Source organism: Streptomyces sp. NPDC020490 (genome assembly GCF_044335305.1).
Taxonomy (GTDB): domain Bacteria; phylum Actinomycetota; class Actinomycetes; order Streptomycetales; family Streptomycetaceae; genus Streptomyces.
This window is the reverse complement of record NZ_JBIRUY010000097.1, coordinates 1-2,745: the sequence shown is the minus strand read 5'-3', so window position 1 is coordinate 2,745 and position 2,745 is coordinate 1. Positions and strand designations below refer to the sequence as shown.

General features: G+C 62.6%; 4 protein-coding genes and 1 pseudogene. 4 read left to right on the top strand and 1 reads right to left on the bottom strand.

The window, feature by feature from the left end; translation table 11 throughout:
* Positions 1-54: 54 nt before the first annotated feature.
* From ACH4ZX_RS40215 to ACH4ZX_RS40205, 3 genes are read left to right on the top strand one after another with little or no spacing between them, the layout of a single operon-like run.
* On the top strand, positions 55-354 hold the full coding sequence (locus ACH4ZX_RS40215; RefSeq protein ID WP_398283879.1) for a transposase: 300 nt from the start codon (positions 55-57) through the stop codon (positions 352-354).
* 2 nt (positions 355-356) lie between these two features.
* Complete coding sequence (locus ACH4ZX_RS40210; protein WP_398283881.1) at positions 357-1,238, top strand: IS3 family transposase; 882 nt, start codon at positions 357-359, stop codon at positions 1,236-1,238.
* A gap of 7 nt (positions 1,239-1,245) precedes the next feature.
* Positions 1,246-1,443, top strand: a complete 198-nt coding sequence (locus ACH4ZX_RS40205; RefSeq protein ID WP_398283877.1) for a hypothetical protein — start codon at positions 1,246-1,248, stop codon at positions 1,441-1,443.
* Positions 1,444-1,473: 30 nt separating this feature from the next.
* Here the strand turns inward: ACH4ZX_RS40205 and ACH4ZX_RS40200 are convergent, their stop codons facing one another.
* Positions 1,474-2,100, bottom strand: coding sequence for a hypothetical protein (locus tag ACH4ZX_RS40200; RefSeq protein WP_398283875.1), 627 nt, complete (start codon positions 2,098-2,100; stop codon positions 1,474-1,476).
* A gap of 416 nt (positions 2,101-2,516) precedes the next feature.
* On the opposite strand from ACH4ZX_RS40200, the pseudogene ACH4ZX_RS40195 reads away from it, so the two are divergent.
* Positions 2,517-2,648: pseudogene (locus ACH4ZX_RS40195) on the top strand (ISAzo13 family transposase); the annotation flags it as partial.
* Between the last annotated feature and the right edge of the window lie 97 nt (positions 2,649-2,745).

Here is a 2,745-nt window from a genome sequence, read left to right as displayed (position 1 = left end):
TGATCGTGGACACCTGGAGACTGGGACCTGAGGTTCCAGAGGAAGTAGCACCAGGTGGGAAGCAAGTACACGAAGCGGTACACCGAGGAGTTCAAGCGCGACGCGATCGCGCTCGTCGACTCCTCGGGCAAGACGGTCACCGCCGTCGCCCGGGAACTCGGCATCAGCTCCGAGTCCCTGCGCGGCTGGTATCGCCGGGCCAAGGCCGACCAGGGCGAGGGCGCCCCGAGCGAGCTGACCAGCGCGGAGCGTGAGGAACTGCGTCGGCTGCGCAGAGAGAACCGCGAACAGCAGCAGACGATCGAGATCCTGAAAAAAGCGACGGCCTTCTTCGTGAAGGAGAGCGACCGGTGACCATGTTGTACCGGTTGATCCATGCGGAGAAGGCGAACTACCCGATCGTGCTGTTGTGCCGGGTGCTGCGCGTGGCCCGCTCCTCCTACTACGCCTGGCGCGAGGGCGAGGCCGCTCGGCAGGCCCGCCGGGCGGCCGACGACGCGCTCGCCCACGAGATCACCGTGCTCCACATCGCCTCCCGTCGCACCTACGGCGTCCCGCGCATCCACGCCGAGCTGCGACGTCTGGGGCACCGGGTGAACCGCAAGCGCATCGCCCGCGTCATGCGCGAGCGCGACATCCGCGGCGTCACCCGCCGCAAGCACCGCTCGCTGACCCGGCCGGACGTGAAAGCGAGGCCGGCCCCGGACCTGATCGGCCGCGACTTCCACGCCGAGCGTCCCGGGATCAAGCTGGTCGGCGACATCACCTATCTCCCGACGGCCGAGGGCCGGCTCTACCTCGCCTGCTGGCTGGACCTGGCCACCCGCGAGGTCGTCGGCTATGCCATGGCCGATCACCATCGCGCAGAGCTCGTCGTCGACGCCCTCGACATGGCCTACGGCCGAGACGGTCTGGAGCCCGGATGCGTGATCCACAGCGATCACGGCAGCGAGTACACATCGGCGCAATTCAGCCATCGAATACAGGAGTTGGGGCTACGACAGAGCTGCGGACACACCGGATCACGCTTCGACAACGCCGCGGCGGAGAGTTTCTGGGCCCTGCTCAAGGAGGAGATCGGAACCCGGACCTGGCCCGACCGGACGACCGCCCGCGCCGAGGTCTTCACCTTCATCGAGACTTTCTACAACCGCCACCGCCTACGCAAGCACAAGATCTTCGACTACCACACCCCGGCCGAGACCAGGCAGCGGCATCAACACACCCTCGCGGCATAACCATCGAGTGTCCAAGATCACGGGGAAACTTCAACACGGCGGCCGGCCGCCGAAGTTCGACAAGGACGACTACAAGCAGCGCCACGCGGTGGAGTGCGGAATCAATTGCCTTAAACGGCACCGTGCGGTCGCCACCAGATACGACAAGCTCGCCGTTCGCTACGAAGCGACCGTGCTGGTCGCAGCCATCAACGAGTGGTTGTGACCAGCACTTTCGAAGCGCACCCTACAGCTGCTATGTCCGACAGTAAATTTGAGCATAACCCTTTTGTGGCGAGGAACTGTAATTATTCAAACTCAACATCACTTCTTGGGGAGGCTCATCATTAACAGACATGCTGTCAAGCTCAATCTGATCCAGATCCGGAAATTTCCATGTTCCCCCGGCGTAGTAAGGCGTGTTAGTCGGGCACTTGAGTGCCACCGATGCGGTTCCGGGGAATATGAGACCCTTTTCTGGAATGGTAACTTCCTTTTTCAGTGCAATTTGCGGTTGGCTCCCTGGATTGAGGGAAGAGCAGGTGACGGTCATCGTCACCCAGACATTCTTTGCCGGGTTACTGTACGGGTTGCCGTTGAAGAATTCCAGCTTTGTGGTTCCGGGATAGTTCGCCGAGGTGAAATTGCCCAACTTCACCTTTTCGCCACTGATCGCTGCGGTAACGTACTCAGGGTAGGGGTAGGAAGAAGGGCACTTGACTGCAACGTAACCCGATGTCTGGGGGGCCGCCCAGCCGCTGTTGTAAACCGTGTATTCAGTTGAGGTGGTTGCTGCGGTGCTGGTGCCGGTGGTGAGGCAGGCTGAGCCTGCGGCGAGGGCGAGGGCGAGGACGCTGGCGCGTCCTCGGTTTAGCGGCTTCATTTTTTCCTCTTGGATGTGTGAGTGGCTGCCGGCGCTTCGGGGGTGAGTGTGGTCTGCCGTGGTGGGCCGTTGTTGGTTTGGGATGGGGGCGGAAGTTTCAGTGGGTGGCGGGGCCGTTCCAGGCGAAGCGGTTCATCTGGGGGTCTAGGGGGGCGCCGGTCAGGCGGTTGGCGACGGTGGACATGGTGTAGACGCCGATGCCCATGACGACTTCGATTTCTGTCTCGCTTACTTTACTCGAGCCGAACGAGAGGATTTTTATGCGTGCATCTTGTGATCTGCATGAGTATCTCTTGCCTATCATTCGGAATGACCGCTGATCGGCTGACAGGCAGGGAGCCGCCGAAAAATAACTTCGGTTTCTGGTAGGGCAGTTGGGGTCGTAGGGTGCTGTTGTGGTGGAGGGGGTCGAGGTTGTGCTGGCGGAGAAGTTTGCCCGGCTGTTGCCGCATCTGGACGAGCGGCGGCGCCGGCTGGTGCTGGGGGCGGACGCGCGGGCTCTGGGGTATGGCGGTGTCCGGTTGGTCGCTCGTGCTGCCGGGGTGTCGGACAGGGCTCCGGCAAAGTTGTTGATCACGCTGTCAGGAGCAGGTTGATGGGGCGGTCGGTGGCGCGTGCGTGATGCCGCAGGGCGGCGGCGATGTT